Annotated in this window: 15 protein-coding genes; 8 read left to right on the top strand and 7 right to left on the bottom strand. The window is 53.7% G+C overall.

Going from position 1 to position 16,559, the window contains the following annotated elements; all coding sequences use genetic code 11:
• Positions 1 to 65 precede the first annotated feature (65 nt).
• Positions 66 to 1,535, top strand: a complete 1,470-nt coding sequence (gene modF / locus ACMGGS_RS14420) for a molybdate ABC transporter ATP-binding protein ModF (protein ID WP_414163194.1) — start codon at positions 66 to 68, stop codon at positions 1,533 to 1,535.
• Here modF and ACMGGS_RS14415 read toward each other — a convergent pair.
• The gene (locus tag ACMGGS_RS14415) at positions 1,532 to 2,284 is read right to left on the bottom strand and encodes an alpha/beta fold hydrolase (RefSeq protein ID WP_414163193.1); all 753 of its coding nucleotides are present in this window, start codon (positions 2,282 to 2,284) and stop codon (positions 1,532 to 1,534) included. The two genes, modF and ACMGGS_RS14415, sit on opposite strands and share 4 nt — an antisense overlap.
• A 279-nt stretch (positions 2,285 to 2,563) precedes the next feature.
• Between ACMGGS_RS14415 and galE the strand changes: the two genes are divergently transcribed.
• The 5 genes from galE to gpmA all read left to right on the top strand — a co-directional run bounded on the left by galE (position 2,564) and on the right by gpmA (position 7,780).
• A complete protein-coding gene (gene galE, locus ACMGGS_RS14410; protein ID WP_414163192.1) occupies positions 2,564 to 3,580 on the top strand; it encodes a UDP-glucose 4-epimerase GalE in 1,017 nt (338 codons plus the stop codon).
• A gap of 9 nt (positions 3,581 to 3,589) precedes the next feature.
• Positions 3,590 to 4,636, top strand: coding sequence for a galactose-1-phosphate uridylyltransferase (galT, locus tag ACMGGS_RS14405; RefSeq protein WP_414163191.1), 1,047 nt, complete (start codon positions 3,590 to 3,592; stop codon positions 4,634 to 4,636).
• A 2-nt stretch (positions 4,637 to 4,638) separates the two neighbouring features.
• The gene (gene galK / locus ACMGGS_RS14400) at positions 4,639 to 5,787 is read left to right on the top strand and encodes a galactokinase (RefSeq protein ID WP_414163190.1); all 1,149 of its coding nucleotides are present in this window, start codon (positions 4,639 to 4,641) and stop codon (positions 5,785 to 5,787) included.
• Positions 5,781 to 6,821 carry a galactose-1-epimerase gene (gene galM, locus ACMGGS_RS14395; RefSeq protein WP_414163189.1) on the top strand — a complete coding sequence of 347 codons (1,041 nt, stop codon included), beginning with the start codon at positions 5,781 to 5,783 and terminating at the stop codon, positions 6,819 to 6,821. The genes galK and galM overlap by 7 nt, the downstream gene beginning before the upstream one ends.
• A gap of 206 nt (positions 6,822 to 7,027) precedes the next feature.
• Entirely contained in the window at positions 7,028 to 7,780 is a 753-nt protein-coding gene (gpmA, locus tag ACMGGS_RS14390; protein WP_176920490.1) for a 2,3-diphosphoglycerate-dependent phosphoglycerate mutase, read from the top strand.
• A 33-nt stretch (positions 7,781 to 7,813) separates the two neighbouring features.
• Here the strand turns inward: gpmA and ACMGGS_RS14385 are convergent, their stop codons facing one another.
• The 5 genes from ACMGGS_RS14385 to aroG form a co-directional block, all read right to left on the bottom strand.
• A complete protein-coding gene (locus tag ACMGGS_RS14385) occupies positions 7,814 to 8,590 on the bottom strand; it encodes an ABC transporter ATP-binding protein (RefSeq protein ID WP_414163188.1) in 777 nt (258 codons plus the stop codon).
• The gene (locus ACMGGS_RS14380) at positions 8,587 to 9,657 is read right to left on the bottom strand and encodes a FecCD family ABC transporter permease (protein WP_414163187.1); all 1,071 of its coding nucleotides are present in this window, start codon (positions 9,655 to 9,657) and stop codon (positions 8,587 to 8,589) included. Before ACMGGS_RS14380 ends, ACMGGS_RS14385 begins: the two co-directional genes overlap by 4 nt.
• 16 nt (positions 9,658 to 9,673) lie before the next feature.
• Positions 9,674 to 10,660 (bottom strand): ABC transporter substrate-binding protein, encoded by a 987-nt coding sequence (locus ACMGGS_RS14375; protein WP_414163186.1) that lies wholly within the window; start codon positions 10,658 to 10,660, stop codon positions 9,674 to 9,676.
• A gap of 11 nt (positions 10,661 to 10,671) precedes the next feature.
• Positions 10,672 to 12,834, bottom strand: coding sequence for a TonB-dependent receptor (locus tag ACMGGS_RS14370; protein ID WP_414163185.1), 2,163 nt, complete (start codon positions 12,832 to 12,834; stop codon positions 10,672 to 10,674).
• Between the two features lie 167 nt (positions 12,835 to 13,001).
• A complete protein-coding gene (aroG, locus tag ACMGGS_RS14365; protein ID WP_414163184.1) occupies positions 13,002 to 14,054 on the bottom strand; it encodes a 3-deoxy-7-phosphoheptulonate synthase AroG in 1,053 nt (350 codons plus the stop codon).
• A 316-nt stretch (positions 14,055 to 14,370) separates the two neighbouring features.
• On the opposite strand from aroG, the gene ACMGGS_RS14360 reads away from it, so the two are divergent.
• A complete protein-coding gene (locus ACMGGS_RS14360; RefSeq protein ID WP_414166284.1) occupies positions 14,371 to 14,784 on the top strand; it encodes a YbgS-like family protein in 414 nt (137 codons plus the stop codon).
• 118 nt (positions 14,785 to 14,902) lie between these two features.
• Entirely contained in the window at positions 14,903 to 15,838 is a 936-nt protein-coding gene (gene zitB, locus ACMGGS_RS14355) for a CDF family zinc transporter ZitB (protein ID WP_414163183.1), read from the top strand.
• Here zitB and pnuC read toward each other — a convergent pair.
• Positions 15,835 to 16,554: a nicotinamide riboside transporter PnuC gene (gene pnuC / locus ACMGGS_RS14350; protein WP_414163182.1), complete on the bottom strand. Its 720-nt coding sequence runs from the start codon at positions 16,552 to 16,554 to the stop codon at positions 15,835 to 15,837. The two genes, zitB and pnuC, sit on opposite strands and share 4 nt — an antisense overlap.
• Positions 16,555 to 16,559: the final 5 nt, after the last annotated feature.

The raw sequence follows: 16,559 nt of genomic DNA, 5'->3' as shown, positions 1-16,559 counted from the left end.
ATTATTGACAATCCGTCCAGGAAATCGTATCCCTGTTTAAAACACTGCAAAAAACGGGATACAGAATGTCATTGTTGCATATTTCGCAAGGCACGTTTCATCTGAGCGATACACGCGTTCTTACTATTCCTGACCTGACGCTAGGTACTGGCGAAAGTTGGGCCTTTGTCGGCACGAATGGCAGCGGTAAATCGGCCCTCGCCCGGGCACTCGCTGGCGAACTGCCGCTGGGTAAAGGCACGCGGGAGAGTCGTTTTTCGCGCACAATCCGCCTTTCTTTTGAACAACTGCAAAAGCTGGTCAGCGATGAATGGCAGCGCAACAATACCGATCTGCTGAGTCCGGGCGAAGACGATACCGGGCGCACGACGGCGGAAATTATCCAGGATGAGGTAAAAAATCCCGAACGCTGTGCACAGCTTGCCGCCCGGTTTGGTATCACATCACTGCTTACCCGCCGTTTCAAATACCTTTCTACCGGGGAAACGCGTAAAACTCTGCTCTGCCAGGCGCTGATGTCCGAGCCGGATTTGCTGATCCTTGACGAGCCATTTGACGGGCTGGACGTGGCATCGCGTGAACAACTGGCTGCGCTGCTGGCGACGCTCAATGACCAGGGCTATACGATCGTGCTGGTACTCAATCGCTTTGATGAGATCCCCGCTTTCGTGCGTCACGCTGGCGTCCTGGCTGACTGCACGCTAATCGACACCGGTGAAAAAGACACCTTATTGCAGCAGGCGCTGATTGGTCAGCTGGCGCACAGTGAACGTCTGGAAGGCATTACGCTGCCCGAACCTGACGAGCCGTCGGTGCGCCTGACGCTTGCCACCAACGCCCCGCGAATTATTCTCAATGATGGCGTCGTTTCTTACGACGATCGCCCCATTCTCAATCATCTTAGCTGGACGGTAAACCCGGGTGAGCACTGGCAAATCATCGGCCCTAACGGCGCAGGGAAATCGACGCTACTGAGTCTGATTACGGGCGATCATCCCCAGGGGTACAGCAACGATCTGACGCTATTCGGTCGTCGTCGCGGCAGCGGAGAAACCATCTGGGACATCAAAAAACATATCGGCTACGTCAGCAGCAGCCTGCATCTGGATTACCGCGTCAGTACCACCGTGCGTAACGTGATCCTCTCCGGCTATTTTGACTCGATAGGGATTTATCAGGCGGTGTCCGACCGGCAGCATAAACTGGCGCAGCAGTGGCTGGATATCCTTGGCATGGATAACTGCACCGCCGATGCCCCTTTCCACAGTCTTTCCTGGGGACAACAGCGGCTGGCGCTGATTGCCCGCGCACTGGTAAAACACCCGACGCTCTTGATCCTCGACGAGCCGCTGCAGGGACTTGATCCGCTTAACCGCCAGCTCGTCCGCCGCTTTGTCGATATTCTGATTGGCGAAGGCGAAACACAACTTCTGTTCGTTTCGCACCATGCGGAAGACGCGCCAGAATGCATCACTCACCGGTTAGCATTTGTGCCGGAGGGCGAAAGCTATCATTACTCGCTGGAAGCGCTTTAACGGAATACGCTGGCGAGAGCATCCGCCAGCGCTGACGGATTTTCCCATGACATTGAGTGCCCTGCCTTTTCAATCGTCAGGACAGGAATACCCAATGCCCGCACCCTTTCCACATCGGTATCAGTCTCCGTCAGTTCACCCACGATAAGGGTATGCGGGCAGCGCAATGACTGAAATAGCGTCAGCCACGAAGGTGTTATGCCATCGACTAAACTCTTTGCTCCGCGCCATACCGCCCACGGGGCATTACTTTGCAGCGATCCTGCCCAGGCCGTTGTTTCAGCGGCTAACAGCGCAGCGTAGCCATCGCGTACAAATGCCTCTTCCGGCTGCGCGACAATCTGGCGACTAAACATCCCGCCGCCAGCCGAGAAGTTCGGTTCAGAGACTGCCAGCGCCAGAATGCGATCGGTAATAAGGGTGGCGATTTCAATCGCAATACTGCCGCCCATACTGTGACCATATAAATAAAAACGCGGCAAATTAAGACTATCCAGCAGTTCTGTTACCGCCCGCGCCTGATCGCTGGTACGGTAGCTAAATGTCATCGGCCGTTCACTATAACCGCTTCCCGGCAAATCGATGAGGATAGCCGCACGTCCGCCAAACCGTTCATCTGACACGATGCGCGGATATTCATAAGAGGAAGCACAGCCGAGTCCATGGATAAATACGACCGGATTGCCTTTTCCCGGCAACGCCTGCCAGCGCACGTTGCCGCCCGCGACCGTCGAGTAAAACGTATTCATTTCTTGCTCCTTTTGTTTCAGGACATTTTAACACCGCCCGTTTACGGTTTTCATTAATGACGGCAAGGGTAAGCGGTGAGCGAAAACAACGATATTACGCAAAGCGATTTTAGGATTTATCATACCTTTATGTAACTTTTTGATTTTAAGGTTATTTTGTCACTTTACGCTGACGTTGAATTTTAGTGTAAGCGATTCCACAAACTTATTCCATGTCACACTTTTCGCATCTTTGTTATGCTATCTTAATCACATATCATAAGCATGATGGAGCGAAAAATGAGAGTTCTGGTTACTGGTGGTAGCGGTTACATTGGGAGTCATACCTGTGTGCAACTGCTGCAAAACGGCCACGATGTCATCATTCTGGACAACCTGTGTAACAGCAAACGCAGCGTAATGCCGGTTATCGAACGTCTTAGCGGCAAACATCCGACCTTTGTCGAAGGCGATATCCGTAACGAAGCGCTGATGACGGAAATTCTGCACGATCACAGTATCGACGCGGTGATCCACTTTGCCGGCCTGAAAGCGGTCGGTGAATCCGTGGCTAAGCCGCTGGAGTACTATGATAACAACGTTAACGGTACGCTGCGTCTGATTTCGGCCATGCGCTCAGCCAACGTTAAAAACTTCATTTTTAGCTCCTCTGCAACCGTCTATGGCGACCAGCCAAAAATCCCTTACGTTGAAAGTTTCCCGACCGGCACGCCGCAAAGCCCTTACGGCAAAAGCAAGCTGATGGTCGAGCAGATCCTGACCGACCTGCAAAAAGCCCAGCCGGACTGGAGCATCGCCCTGCTGCGTTACTTTAACCCGGTCGGCGCGCATCCGTCGGGCGATATGGGCGAAGATCCACAGGGTATCCCGAATAACCTGATGCCGTATATCGCGCAGGTTGCCGTGGGTCGCCGCGAATCGCTGGCTATCTTCGGTAACGATTACCCGACCGAAGATGGCACCGGGGTACGCGATTATATTCACGTCATGGACCTGGCCGACGGCCACGTCGCGGCAATGCAGAAACTGGCGGATAAACCCGGCGTACATATCTACAACCTGGGCGCAGGCGTGGGTAGCAGCGTGCTGGATGTGGTCAACGCCTTCAGCAAAGCCTGTGGTAAACCGGTCAATTACCATTTCGCCCCGCGTCGTGATGGCGACCTTCCGGCCTACTGGGCTGATGCCAGCAAGGCAGATAAAGAGCTGGACTGGCGCGTTTCCCGCACCCTTGATCAAATGGCGCAGGACACCTGGCACTGGCAGTCTCGCCATCCGCAAGGCTATTCAGACTAAGGAACAGTGATGACACAATTTAACCCGGTCGATCATCCGCATCGCCGCTATAACCCGTTAACCGGGCAATGGATCCTGGTTTCACCGCATCGTGCGAAACGCCCCTGGCAGGGGGCGCAGGAAACACCTTCGCAGCAAACGCTGCCTGAGCACGATCCAGATTGTTTTCTCTGCCCCGGCAATACCCGTGTTACCGGCGACAAGAATCCGGACTACAAAGGCACCTACGTTTTTACTAACGATTTCGCCGCGTTGATGACCGACACGCCCGACGCACCGGAGAGCGACGATCCGCTGATGCGTTGTCAGAGCGCGCGCGGCACCAGTCGGGTGATCTGCTTCTCACCTGACCACAGCAAAACGCTGCCGGAATTAACCGTCGACGCGCTGGCGGAAATCGTTAAAACCTGGCAGCAGCAAACGGCGGAACTGGGGAAAGACTATCCCTGGGTACAGGTGTTTGAAAACAAAGGCGCGGCAATGGGCTGCTCCAACCCGCACCCGCACGGTCAGGTATGGGCCAACAGTTTTTTGCCCAACGAAATTGAACGCGAAGACCGCCTGCAAAAAAGTTACTTTGCCGAGCAAAATTCGCCAATGCTGGTGGATTATGTCCAGCGTGAACTGGCGGACGGCAGCCGCACCGTGGTGGAAACAGAGCACTGGCTGGCGGTGGTGCCCTACTGGGCCGCATGGCCGTTCGAAACGCTACTGCTGCCTAAGGCACATGTATTGCGGATCACTGATTTAACCGACGAGCAGCGTCAGGATCTGGCGCTGGCGCTGAAGAAACTCACCAGCCGCTACGACAATCTGTTCCAGTGCTCTTTCCCCTACTCGATGGGCTGGCACGGCGCGCCGTTTAACGGCGAAGAAAATCAACACTGGCAGTTACACGCCCACTTTTATCCGCCGCTGCTGCGCTCTGCCACCGTGCGTAAGTTTATGGTTGGCTACGAAATGCTGGCGGAAACCCAGCGCGATCTTACCGCAGAACAAGCCGCCGAACGCCTGCGTGCGGTCAGCGACGTCCATTTTCGCGAATCCGGAGAATAACAATGAGTCTGAAAGAAAAAACACAGTCCCTGTTTGCTGAAAAATTCGGCTACCCTGCTACCCACGTCATTCAGGCACCGGGCCGCGTAAACCTGATTGGCGAGCACACCGACTATAATGATGGCTTTGTGCTGCCTTGCGCGATTGATTATCAGACGGTGATCAGCTGTGCGGCACGCTCCGATCGTACCGTGCGGGTGATGGCGGCAGATTACGACAATCAGATTGACGAATTTTCGCTGGATGAGCCGATTGTGGCGCATGAAAATCAGCAGTGGTCTAACTATGTCCGCGGCGTGGTAAAACACCTTCAGCAGCGCAACGCCAGTTTTGGTGGCGCAGATTTGGTCATCAGCGGCAACGTTCCGCAGGGCGCGGGCCTCAGTTCCTCTGCCTCGCTGGAAGTGGCGGTCGGCACCGTCTTCCAGCAACTTTATCACCTGCCGCTGGACGGCGCGCAAATCGCCCTTAACGGTCAGGAAGCAGAAAACCAGTTTGTCGGCTGCAACTGCGGCATTATGGATCAGCTGATTTCCGCGCTGGGTAAGAAAGATCATGCCCTGCTGCTCGACTGTCGTTCGCTTGGCACCAAAGCGGTTTCCATGCCAAAAGGCGTGGCGGTGGTTATTATTAACAGTAACTTCAAACGTACGCTGGTGGGCAGTGAATACAACACCCGCCGCGAACAGTGCGAAACCGGGGCGCGGTTCTTCCAGCAGCCTGCGCTGCGTGATGTCAAACTGGACGAGTTTAACGCAGTAGCGAATGAGCTGGACCCTGTCGTTGCTAAACGCGTGCGTCATGTACTGACGGAAAACATTCGCACCGTCGAGGCCGCTGAGGCGCTGGAAAAAGGCGACCTGCAACGGATGGGCAAGCTGATGGCCGAGTCTCACGCATCCATGCGCGATGACTTTGAAATCACCGTACCGCAGATCGACACGCTGGTGGAGATTGTGAAAGACGTGATTGGCGACAAAGGCGGCGTGCGTATGACCGGCGGCGGTTTCGGTGGTTGCATCGTCGCGCTGATCCCGGAAGATTTAGTCTCTGAGGTTAAAAAAGCGGTCGCCGAACAGTACGAAGCTAAAACCGGTATCAAAGAAACCTTCTACGTTTGTAAACCATCACAAGGAGCAGGTCTGTGCTAAGAAATACGCCCGCGAGCGCCCCGGATGGGCTGCCGTTTCGTTTGCTTACCCTGCGCAATAACGCAGGGCTGGTAGTGACCCTGATGGACTGGGGCGCAACGCTACTTTCTGTACGCGTGCCGCTCTCCGATGGCAGCGTGCGTGAAGCGATCCTCGGCTGCGCCGGTCCTGAACAGTATCCGCAGCATGAGGCTTTCTTCGGTGCCTCCGTCGGCCGCTACGCTAACCGCATCGCCGACAGCCGTTTTGAACTGGATGGTGAGGTGGTCAACGTCGTACCAAGCCAGGGTGTCAACCAGTTGCACGGCGGGCCGGAAGGCTTTGACAAGCGCCGCTGGAGCTATCAGAGCCTGAGCGATCACGAGGTGATTTTCTCCCTGGAATCTGCTGACGGCGATCAGGGTTTTCCCGGCAACCTGAAAGCCACCGCGCGCTATACCTTAACCGACGATAACCGTATCGCCATTGAGTATCGCGCCACGGTAGACAAGCCCTGCCCGATTAACATGACCAACCACGTCTACTTTAACCTCAACGGTGAACGCTCCGACGTGCGCCACCACAAGCTGCAAATTCTTGCCGACCAGTATCTGCCGGTGGATGAAGGCGGTATTCCGCGCCAGGGCCTGAAAGAAGTGGCGAATACCAGCTTTGACTTCCGCTCGCCGAAGCGCATTGCCGACGACTTCTTAAGCGATGACGATCAGAAGAAGGTCAACGGCTACGATCACGCCTTTTTGCTTCAGGCAAAAGGCAACGTAAACAGTGAAGCTGCGCATGTATGGTCGGACGATGAAAGATTGCAGATGGCGGTGTTTACCTCCGCACCGGCGCTGCAATTCTACTCTGGCAACTTCCTCGAAGGCACGTCATCACGGGAGCCTGGCACCTATGACGCCTGGCAGGGTCTGGCGCTGGAAAGCGAGTTTTTACCTGACTCGCCTAACCATCCGGAATGGCCGCAGCCGGACTGCATTTTGCGACCGGGTGAAGAGTACGTCAGTCTGACGGAATATCAGTTTATTCCTGCCTGAATCTGTGCCCTCTGAAAAGAGGGCTTTTTTTTACCCGCTTTGCTGAAATTAACGCCATTCAAAGACAAAATCATAACCGCAAATTCACAAGCACCTTACACTCATCCGCTATTTTCGCTATGGTTAGGGTTAAGCATTGCTGCTGACAGCGTCATAGCAATATAATGAGAATTATTATCGTTCAATAAAGCTTGAGGAGTAAGTGTATGGCTGTAACTAAGCTGGTACTGGTTCGTCACGGTGAAAGTCAGTGGAACAACGAAAACCGCTTTACCGGTTGGTACGACGTTGATCTGTCCGAGAAAGGCGTATCTGAAGCCAAAGCGGCGGGCAAGCTGCTGAAGGAAGAAGGCTATAGCTTCGATTTTGCTTACACCTCCGTGCTGAAACGCGCGATCCACACCCTGTGGAACATTCTGGATGGCCTGGATCAGGCGTGGCTGCCGGTGGAGAAATCCTGGAAGCTGAATGAACGTCACTACGGTGCGCTTCAGGGTCTGAACAAAGCCGAAACCGCAGAAAAATACGGTGACGAGCAGGTTAAACAGTGGCGTCGTGGTTTTGCCGTGACCCCGCCTGCACTGACCAAAGAAGACGAACGTTTCCCGGGCCACGATCCGCGTTACGCTTCCCTGACCGAGCAGGAGCTGCCGCTGACGGAAAGCCTGGCGCTGACTATCGATCGCGTGATCCCTTACTGGAATGAAAGCATTCTGCCGCGCCTGAAAAGCGGCGAGCGCGTGATCATCGCCGCTCACGGTAACTCCCTGCGTGCGCTGGTCAAATACCTCGACAATATGGGCGAAGACGAAATTCTTGAACTGAACATCCCGACCGGCGTACCGCTGGTGTATGAATTCGACGAGAACTTCAAGCCGATCAAACATTATTACCTGGGTAATGCTGATGAGATCGCAGCCAAAGCGGCAGCGGTAGCGAATCAGGGCAAAGCGAAGTAATTCGCCTACCGGATAGCTATGGCTATCCGGTTTTTATACCTCAATCACACCATCGAGCACCACCTGCGCCCCTCCCTGCGAGCAACGTTCTACGCGCGCCCGCACATTATACACGTCGGCCAGTCGCTCTGCGGTAATAACCGCTTCCGGCGTGCCGCTCGCCGCCAGCCTGCCCTCTTTCAGCATCACGACGTGTTCACTGTGGCGCAGTGCGATGTTGAGATCATGCACCACCACTACCGTTACCATATTGCGCGCCAGCGTTTCACGGCGCACGACATCCATCACCTGAAACTGATAATTTAAGTCCAGCGCGCTTAGCGGTTCATCCAGCAACAGCAGCTCGGGACGGCGGATCAACGATTGTGCCAGGCTCACCATCTGCCGCTGTCCGCCGGAAAGCCGATCGAGGTAATGCAGCGCCAGATGCGTAATCCCTAACTGTTCAAGAATAGCCAGCGCCTGCGCCTTGCTCTGCTGCTCTTTTCCTCTGCCCGACGCCCGCTGAGCCACAATAATCGACTCCAGCACCCTGAGGTGCACACCTTGCGGCAGCGACTGTGGTAAATAAACGACCTTCTCCGCACGCTCTGAGAATGGCAGTGACAGCAGATCTACGCCGTCGAGCAGCATCTCACCGCTGGCGTTATTCAGCCCGGCCAGCGAGCGTAATAACGTCGATTTTCCGCAGCCGTTGGGTCCCAGCAAAACGGTAATTTTGCCGTGCGGCAGTTCAGCTACGCTAAGATTGCCGATCACCGCACGCTTAGGATAACCAGCGTGCACACTCCGGAGGATCAATCCGCTCATGACATACTCCCCCGCTGGCGAATGATAATGCTCAGAAAAAACGGAACGCCCACCAGCGACGTGACAATCCCCACCGGAATAATGACGCCGGGAATGATGTTTTTCGAGGCGACGGAGGCCAGCGACAGCACCAGCCCGCCTGTCAGGATGCTGCCGGGCAGATAGAACCGATGATCTTCGCCAAACAACAGCCGTGCAATATGCGGCGCCACCAGGCCGATAAAGCCGATTGGCCCGACAAACGCGACCGATAAGGCGGAAAGCAGGCTAATCCGCAGTAACGACGCCAGCCGCAAGCGACGGACGTCAATGCCAAAACTCATTGCCCTGTCCTCGCCCAAACGCAGGGCAGTCAGTTGCCAGGCGCTACGCATTGACCAGGGCAAGACAAGAATAAAGACCAGCGCCAGTACGCTCAGTTTGTCCCACGACGCGCGGGCCAGACTACCCATCGTCCAGAATACCAGCCCCTGAAGCGTATCTTCATCCGCCACAAACTGCATCATGGATACCAGCGCATTGAAGGTAAAAACCAGCGCGATGCCAAAAAGTACCACGCCGGAGGTCGCTACTCGCGTCCAGCGGGTGATGCCATCAAGCAGCAGCGCCGACAGTAGCGCGAAGACAAACGCATTCGCCGGAATAAACCAGGCGGCGGGGACGCCTGGAATACCGATGTCCAGCACAATCGCCAGCGCTGCGCCAAACGCTGCCGCTGACGAGACGCCCAGTGTAAACGGACTCGCCAGCGGGTTGTGCAAAATGGTTTGCATCTCTGCGCCTGCCAGTCCAAGCGCCATGCCGACCAGTAGCGCCATCAGCGCATAAGGAAGGCGAATATCCCAGACAATAATCCGCATGCCTGCACCGACCTCATTCGGGTGCAGCAAGGTGTGCCACAGGTCATGCAACGCTATCCCGGATGGACCCAGGGTCGCGTCGAGGATCAGGGAAGCAACCAGCGCCAGAAGAATAATCAACGCCAGCATCAGCCGTTTGCGCATAATCTGACGGTAGCGATAGTCAATCGACTCCGGCGTGTTAGTCTCAGCAGTTAACATCATCATCTTCTTTACCGGGAATTTATTGCGGCGGATTCAGGACATCGCTAATTTGCGCATCGCTCAGCGTAATGGCAAAAAAGTCCTGATAAAAACGGCGTGTTTCCTGGCGCATATCCACATCGGCAAAGCGGTCAGGATAGAGCGTTTTCGCCAGCCAAAGGAACTGTAATGCCTCTTCGCTGGTTTCCCGACACCACCAGAACATCCCTTTGGGATTCACATACACCCGATGATGAACCACCGCATCGACCTGCGCCCATTGTGACGTGGTCTGGATGGCATCGGCATCGCGTTTATTCATCGCCACAATCACCGCCGGGTTTGCTGCCACTACCTGTTCCAGCGCAACTTCACCGCGCCGGTTTTGTTTGCCGGCAAACCAGTTTTCCGCCACATTTTTTGCGCCCGCTAAATCCATCCAGTCCTGATTCAGCGAGGGCCGACCCGTGGTGGTCAGTGGATTACCCATACTGTGATAAAGCGTGATGCGCTGGTCTTGCGGCAGCCCCTTCAACCGCTCCTTCACCAGCGCGACGTTGCGGTCAAAGTAGTGCTGATACCGCTGCGCTTTATCCTGCGCATCAGGTCCCAGCGCATCCGCCGTTTTCTGTACGCGTGACGTCAGCGCCTGAAGAGAATTGGCGTCGAATGCCAGAACGCGTACCCCGGCCTGCCGCAGCAGGTCCTGTTGTGGAACGGTCATGGATGACGGCACAAACAATATTTGCGTGCCGAGCGAGATGATCTGTTCCGGGTTAAGCTCGTGACCGCTGTTCACGCTTACCACGGGCACGCTGTCAATACGCGGCAGGCTCTGGCGAAAAAGTGGGATCTTTTTCGCCACCATTGAAGTGCCGACAATATTCTCGCCATAGCCCAGCATGGCGAGAATGGTATTTTGCGCGGGCCACGGAGAGGCGATACGCACATCGCTATGCGGTGGGGCGGCGCACAAACTTCCCGCCATCAGCCAGATAAGGGCGGGTAAAAGATGACTTAGCTTCATTACGCTGCCTTTTAGAAGTCAAACGTGACAGTGGCGCGAACTTCTCGCCCACTCCCGATAAATGCGCTGGGCGAACCATTGTCGCCGTCGGTGCCCGACGGGAAAATTGAGGCCCAGTAATGTTTATCGAATACGTTGTTAACCGCAATCCGCAAAGTTGTCGGCACGTTACTGATGTTGGTGGTATAGCGTGTACCTAAATCCCAGGTGGTATAGCTGCTGGCCCACGCGGTATTGGTATCATTAGCTGCCCGTTTTCCGGTGTAATGCACGTTGGCGCTATACACCCAGTGCGGCAATGAAGGCAGGCTGTATTCCGCCAGTAAATTAGCCTGGACTTTTGGCACGCCAACCACGTCTTTATCACTGGTCGCATCGCTCACGGTGTCTTTTAGCGTCGGATCGAGTAACGTCACGCCACTGTAGAGGTTCAACCCCTGCCAGACATTCCCCGACGCGGTGAGTTCCAGTCCGTTATTGACCTGATTACCCTGCTCTTTATAGACATTGTCGTTAGGATCTACATAGGCAAAAGGACGTTCGAGACGGAACACGGCTGCGCCCAGATTCATTCCGGCGACGTCAGCTTTTAACCCTGCCTCATATTGCTTACTGCGGTAAGGATCGAGCGTCTGCCCGGCGTTTTTTACATCTGAATCGGTTGGCGCGGTACCGCCCTGCTCCAGCGAATCCGCATAGCTCACATAGGCCATCACCGAAGGCGTGATTTTATACATCAGCGCGGCGGTGGGGCTTAAGCCGTTTTCATCAATCTGGCTGGTTTCATGCCCGCTTTTGTTATAGTTCTGCGCCTGGATCCAGCTCTGACTGACGTACAGCATCGCCGACCACTTCGGCGTCAGGGTCACCGTGTCGCCAAGGGTAATACTTTGCTGGGTATTAACGCTGGACTTATAGCGATCGCCGTGTTGTACGATCTTGCCGTCGCCCGGCTCCGTCATCTCTGAAGGATCGAACATATTGGTGGTCCCCAGGTTATAGCTGGTGCTGGCACCTTTCGCGCCGTAGATCGACCAGATATAACCCGTGGTAGAAAGCGCCAGATCGTGACCTACCGACCCGGTGTCTATATGGCCATTCAGGGTAGCGGTATTGCTCAACACGCGGAAACGCCCTGCCGCCGTAGGGTCACTCAGTGAGCGGCTAATATCGCCTTTATTATTGATGATTTTACTGGAGACGTTACGCATTGCACGATCCGCCTGCTGCCAGCCGACGCCAGCCGTTACGAACCAGTCATCATTCAGATAATGAATAAGTCGTGTACTTATTGTGTCGGTGGTTAGATCGTTCCCGGCGGTGCTGAGGGTCAGTTTTTTATCTTTTGGATTGGGCGCTGAAGGCAGTTTAATACCCGGACCATAGCTAAAGCTGCCGGGGTATCCCTTCTGGATAAATTCATAGTGGCTGGCGTCCAGTTGTAGTTGCGTTCCTGGCTGAATATTCCAGTCCAGCGCAACGGAAAGCAGCTTGCGGCGTAGAGTGCTGTCATCAAGGTTGCCCTCGCCTTCCTGCTGTAACACATTGACACGATAGCCAAAACGCTTGTCATCATCGAAATGGCCGCCGAGGTCGGCATGTCCGGTAAATGCGCTACGGCTTTGATAACCCAGCGTCACTTTGTTAAGCGTTTCTTCTGTCGGACGTTTTGCGATGAAGTTGAATTGTCCGGCTGGACTTGCAGGCCCGTACAGCGCACCAGTCAGACTATTAAGAATATCGAGACGTTCCAGCATTTCAACCGGGAAGGCGGTGGTTGAGACAATATTCAGGCCGTCGAGACGGCTGTTTGCCACAACGCTGCCCTGCATGCCCCGGCTTTGCGGCCTGCCGACATCCATCCCGCCCCGCGCCTGCATTTGGGTACTGGGGGAATATTTCAGCAATTCGCTGACGCTCTGCGCCTGCTGGTTTTCAATCATCTCTTTGTTAACGGTGGTTGAGGAATATGGCGTATCGACCCAGGCTTTGTTACCCAGCGGGCCGAGGTCAATATCATTGGTTTTGAATCCCGCGCCAGTGACCGCATGCGTACTGTCAGCATCAGAAGATCGACCGGTGATAATCATATTTTCTTCACTGGCGGCGACAGTTTGTGAAACCAGAGGCGTAAAGAAAGGAAGAAGTGTGACGAGCTTTATGGAGTTATTCATGAGACGCATATCGTTATATAAAATAATATATTACGATCACCGGAGCGGGTAGAAATATGATCACGATCACATAAAATCCCCCTAATCGTTAACTACCCATTAATAATTACAGAGGGTTTAAAACAAAAAAACCGGCTCCAGGGCCGGTTCTGTGCTGCACCAAATAATCAACCGCGACGCGCTTTCACCGCGTTCGCCAGTTGCCGTAGCAGCGTATCGGTATCATCCCAGCCGATGCAGGCGTCGGTAATACTTTTCCCGTAGGTGAGCGGTTCACCGCTCTCAAGGTTCTGATTACCTTCAACCAGATGACTTTCAATCATTACGCCAATAATCGCTTTTTCACCGTTGGCAATCTGCTGACAAACATCTGCACCAACATCCATCTGTTTTTTAAACTGTTTGCTGGAATTAGCATGGCTAAAATCGATCATGACCTGCGGCGCGAGACTGGCTTTTATCAGCCCCTCTTTCACTTCTGCCACATGCTGTGCACTGTAATTTGGCGCTTTGCCGCCGCGGAGGATAATGTGGCAGTCGGCATTGCCACTAGTGTTTACAATCGCGGAATGGCCCCATTTGGTGACCGACAGGAAGCAGTGCGGTGCCCCGGCAGCATTGATGGCATCAATAGCCACTTTGATGGTGCCATCAGTACCGTTTTTAAAACCTACCGGGCAGGAAAGCCCCGACGCCAGTTCGCGATGCACCTGAGATTCTGTCGTGCGTGCGCCGATGGCGCCCCAACTCATTAAATCCGCCAGGTATTGCGGGGTGATCATGTCGAGAAACTCACCCGCCGCAGGCAGTCCGCTGTCGTTAATATCCAGCAACAGCTTACGGGCGATGCGCAGGCCGTCATTGATCTGGTAGCTGCTGTCCATATGCGGATCGTTAATCAGCCCTTTCCAGCCGACGGTGGTGCGCGGTTTTTCAAAATAAACACGCATCACGATTTCCAGTTCACCGCGCAGTTCTTCCCGCAACGTAAGCAGACGCGCGGCGTATTCTTTGGCAGCAGCAGGATCATGAATGGAGCATGGACCAATCACCACCAGCAGGCGGTCATCATTACTCTTGAGAATTTTATGAATCGCTTTGCGGGCGTGCGCGACGGTGTTGGCTGCGTTCTCAGTAGCGGGGAATTTTTCCAGCAGTGCAACAGGAGGCAGTAACTCGTTAATCTCTTTAATACGTAAATCGTCGTTCTGATAATTCATCTTCTTTCCAGCCGTGCCATACTTATGAATGTGTTTGCAATCCCTTCAATCTATATCGTCAGCCCGGTACTGTAAACGGGCTTTTACAGCTCGGGCAGAATATTCCTGGAATTACTGAAAAAATCACCAGAAAGTAGCGCAGAACGAGATCTAATCTACACTTTTTAAATGTAACTACTGTGTTTATTTTTAATTACCAGATTCTATGCTGACAGATTTATTTGTCACAGGATCTTTTACTACTGAGCGAACGATTTTCATAACTGTATTGTTGGATGATGTTATCCGACACCACAATGAGAACAGGAGCAGCATGATGAAAACGACTAAACTGGCTACAATTTTTCTGGCAGCAACCCTCTCAATGACCAGCGGTGCAGTATTTGCTGCCAGCAGCCAATCAAACAATGGTACGGCTAACTCCTCTGCCGACGCGGGTCAGGTAGAGCCGGGAGCGAAAGAGAACGTAGCGCCGAATAATGTTGATAACAGTAAAATCAACACCGGTAACACTAATACTAATTCGACTGGCACTACGGGTACTAGTTCTACGGGCACCATGCTGCATCCGGATAGCTCAAGCACCGACGCCAACGGTATGAGCAAAGAAGACATCCACAAAAATACCATGTGTAAAGATGGTCGTTGCCCGGATATTAACAAAAAAGTGGAAACTGGCGACGGCGTGAATAACGACGTCGACACCAAAACTGACGGTACTACCCATTAATCAGGCGTAATACTGGCATTATAACGGAGAGCTTCGGCTCTCCTTTTTTATGCACAATCGCCAGAGATGCCGATATGATGTAATGCATAGATTATTCTAAACGCTGCAGGACAATGTTATGGCGCACTCGCATTCCCATCTGCCCGAAGACAGCAACGCCCGGCGTCTGCTGTTGGCTTTTGGCGTTACCGCTGGCTTTATGGTTATTGAAGTGGTGGGTGGGCTAATTGCTCACTCTCTGGCCCTTCTCGCTGACGCAGGGCATATGTTGACAGACGCCGCTGCCCTGCTGTTTGCCTTTCTGGCGGTACAATTTTCCCGGCGGCCACCCAATGCCCGACATACATTTGGCTGGTTGCGCCTGACGACCCTCGCTGCGTTTGTTAATGCCATTGCACTGGTCGCAATCACCGTTCTTATCGTCTGGGAAGCCGTCCAGCGTTTTTATCATCCCCGACCGGTCGCGGGCACCACCATGCTGGTTATAGCCATTGCAGGATTACTGGCAAATATACTGGCCTTCTGGATCCTGCATCGCGGTAGTGAAGATAAAAATCTTAATGTGCGCGCCGCCATGCTGCATATCCTTGGCGATTTGCTGGGATCGGTGGGTGCGATTGCCGCAGCAATCGTGATTATGACGACAGGATGGATGCCAATTGACCCGATTCTTTCCGTGCTGGTCTCGTGTCTGGTATTACGTAGCGCCTGGCGATTGCTAAAAGAAAGCGTCAATGAATTACTTGAAGGCGCACCGGTGACGCTGGATATCACGGCGCTCAAGAAGAAATTACGTCGTGAGATCCCGGAAGTGCGCGATGTTCATCATGTACACGTCTGGCTGGTCGGTGAAAAGCCGCTGATGACGTTACATGTTCAGGTGATCCCCCCGCACGATCATGACCGGCTACTGGAGCGTATTCATCATTTCATTGAGCACCATTATCAGATTGCCCATGCGACCGTGCAGATGGAGTATCAGCCTTGCAGCGGGCCGGAATGCCACCTCAATGAGGCGCATGCCGGCCATGCTCATCATCATCATCACCATTAATGAGACAGGACGTGTGAGCCTCGCTCACGCGCGCTGTTTATCCACATCCGCGTACCGTTCAGGGCAATGAAGGTCAGGATGAGATATTCCAGCGACATTGCATAAACGCCCTGCAGCGCAAAAATAACCACGCTTATCACGTTAATGATCACCCACAGGATCCAGTTTTCGACGTACTTTCGCGTCATCAGGATCATGGCCACAATCGACAACACCATCATGCAGGAATCCCAGAAGGGGAAAGCATCTGGCTGCAGCTCAGGCATCGCAACATTAAGACCCAGTGCCGACATGATATTCACCGCCACCCGCGTCAGGAAAGCAAACACCGGGTTTATAAAGACAGTCATCAGCCCGATAGCGACCACGCAGATGGCGAGCCATAATATTGCTTTTGGCATTGGCAACCAGCGTATTTGCAGAGCAGCCTCGTTATGACTGGTTTGCCTCGACCAGGCGTACCAGCCGTAAATATTGGCGGCAAAGAAGAAGACTTGCAGCAACAGGCTGGCATAAAGCTGGATCTGAAAAAAGATAATCGCAAACAGCGTGACGTTAATCAGGCCGAAAAAGTAATTAATAATTTTTTCCAGGCTGGCCAGCCAGATACAGAGCAGCCCCGCAATGGTGCCAATCGCCTCAATCCATGAAAGATCGTAGCCACCGGTGCCAAATGGAATATGAACCAGAATGTTTTGTGTACTCAAAAAATCCATCTTTT

It is taken from the genome of Superficieibacter sp. BNK-5 (assembly GCF_047456055.1).
Taxonomy (GTDB): Bacteria; Pseudomonadota; Gammaproteobacteria; order Enterobacterales; family Enterobacteriaceae; genus Superficieibacter.
This window is presented reverse-complemented; position numbering and strand designations above follow the sequence as displayed.

Bases quoted from the DNA above. Each gene is read 5' to 3' on its own strand.
- modF (WP_414163194.1), top strand. From the start codon at position 66: ATGTCATTGTTGCATATTTCGCAAGGCACGTTTCATCTGAGCGATACA.
- ACMGGS_RS14415 (WP_414163193.1), bottom strand. From the start codon at position 2,284: ATGAATACGTTTTACTCGACGGTCGCGGGCGGCAACGTGCGCTGGCAG.
- galE (WP_414163192.1), top strand. From the start codon at position 2,564: ATGAGAGTTCTGGTTACTGGTGGTAGCGGTTACATTGGGAGTCATACC.
- galT (WP_414163191.1), top strand. From the start codon at position 3,590: ATGACACAATTTAACCCGGTCGATCATCCGCATCGCCGCTATAACCCG.
- galK (WP_414163190.1), top strand. From the start codon at position 4,639: ATGAGTCTGAAAGAAAAAACACAGTCCCTGTTTGCTGAAAAATTCGGC.
- gpmA (WP_176920490.1), top strand. From the start codon at position 7,028: ATGGCTGTAACTAAGCTGGTACTGGTTCGTCACGGTGAAAGTCAGTGG.
- ACMGGS_RS14385 (WP_414163188.1), bottom strand. From the start codon at position 8,590: ATGAGCGGATTGATCCTCCGGAGTGTGCACGCTGGTTATCCTAAGCGT.
- ACMGGS_RS14380 (WP_414163187.1), bottom strand. From the start codon at position 9,657: ATGATGATGTTAACTGCTGAGACTAACACGCCGGAGTCGATTGACTAT.
- ACMGGS_RS14375 (WP_414163186.1), bottom strand. From the start codon at position 10,660: ATGAAGCTAAGTCATCTTTTACCCGCCCTTATCTGGCTGATGGCGGGA.
- ACMGGS_RS14370 (WP_414163185.1), bottom strand. From the start codon at position 12,834: ATGAATAACTCCATAAAGCTCGTCACACTTCTTCCTTTCTTTACGCCT.
- aroG (WP_414163184.1), bottom strand. From the start codon at position 14,054: ATGAATTATCAGAACGACGATTTACGTATTAAAGAGATTAACGAGTTA.
- ACMGGS_RS14360 (WP_414166284.1), top strand. From the start codon at position 14,371: ATGAAAACGACTAAACTGGCTACAATTTTTCTGGCAGCAACCCTCTCA.
- zitB (WP_414163183.1), top strand. From the start codon at position 14,903: ATGGCGCACTCGCATTCCCATCTGCCCGAAGACAGCAACGCCCGGCGT.
- pnuC (WP_414163182.1), bottom strand. From the start codon at position 16,554: ATGGATTTTTTGAGTACACAAAACATTCTGGTTCATATTCCATTTGGC.